Here is a 1,552-nt window from a genome sequence, read left to right as displayed (position 1 = left end):
TGGTAAAGAATTGACGGATCAATTGAAAAAGGTAGCGAATAGTAACCAAGTCACTTTGAATACGCTAATGCAGACAGCATGGGGCGTATTGTTGCAGAGATATAATAACAGTACCGATGTCGTATTCGGAAGTGTAGTCTCTGGAAGACCATCGGAAATATTGGGTGTAGAAAATATCATTGGATTATTTATTAACACAATTCCTGTGCGTATTTGTTGTGACGCGGAAGATTCCTTTGTAGAAGTGATGAAAAGAAATCAGAAGCAGGCGGTAGCCTCACATGCATACGATACGCATCCGTTGTATGAAATACAGGCACAAACGGAACAAAAACAGGATTTGATTACACATATTATGGTGTTTGAAAACTATCCTTTAGAACAACAAATGGAGCATAGCGAAAATCATAGTGAAACAGATTTAATAATAGAAAATGTAAGTATGACTGAACAAACGAATTATGATTTTAACGTTATTGTGATTCCTGATGAAGAAGTAAAAATGCATTTTGAGTACAATGCGAACGTATACGATTATGCTAGTGTAACGCGAATAAAGGATCATCTAATTCAAATTATGGAGCAGGTTGTAAATGATGTGCAATTGTGCGTACACGAACTAGAATTAGTAACAGTGGAAGAAAAAATGCAGGTTCTCGAAGTATTCAATGACACAGCTGTTGAATATCCGCATGAAAAGACAGTATATCAACTGTTCGAAGAACAGGTAGAACGCACACCGGATCATCTTGCGGTTGTATTCGAGGATCAGCAGTTCACATACCGTGAGCTGAATGAACGAGCGAATCAGYTGGCGCGCACGTTAAGAAAAGAAGGTGTACAGGCGGATCARTTAGTCGGAATTATTGCTAAACATAGTCTGGAGATGGTYGTAGGAATTCTAGCTGTTAGTAAGGCAGGGGGGGCTTACGTACCAATTGATCCACAATATCCGGAAGAACGTATCCAATATGTGTTGGAGAATTCGAAAGCGCGTRTTGTATTAGTGCACGGTGATGTACATCCACCACTTTCTTATGACGGAGTCATTATTTCACTGAGTGAGTCACAATCCTACGATAAACAAAAAACGAATCTAGAACCAATAAGTCATGGTAAAGATTTGGCATATGTGATCTATACATCAGGTTCGACAGGTAATCCGAAAGGTGTGTTAATTGARCATCAAGGTTTAACYAATTATATTTGGTGGGCACGTGAGGTGTATGTACAAGGAGAGAAAACGAATTTTCCGTTATATTCATCGATTTCTTTCGATTTAACGGTAACATCCGTCTTTACACCGTTGATAACAGGGAATACGATTCTCGTTTATGACGGTGAGGATAAGGCATCTTTAATCCCAACAATTATGCAGGATTCACGAGTGGATATTATTAAATTGACTCCAGCTCATTTGCATATCTTAAAAGAAATGAATCTAGCAGAATAYACTACTGTGCAAAAGATGATTGTTGGAGGAGAAAACCTGAGCGCCAAATTAGCGCGGGACGTTAGTGAGCAATCAGATGGTCGCATTTCCATTTATAAC

At 38.8% G+C, this 1,552-nt stretch carries 1 protein-coding gene; it reads left to right on the top strand.

All coding sequences use genetic code 11. The features are described from left to right. The coding region (locus tag AZF08_RS22990) for a non-ribosomal peptide synthetase (protein WP_153019576.1) at positions 1–1,552 on the top strand (1,552 nt) is incomplete at both ends.

The organism is Bacillus gaemokensis (assembly GCF_001590835.1).
Taxonomy (GTDB): Bacteria; Bacillota; Bacilli; order Bacillales; family Bacillaceae_G; genus Bacillus_A; species Bacillus_A gaemokensis.
This window is presented reverse-complemented; position numbering and strand designations above follow the sequence as displayed.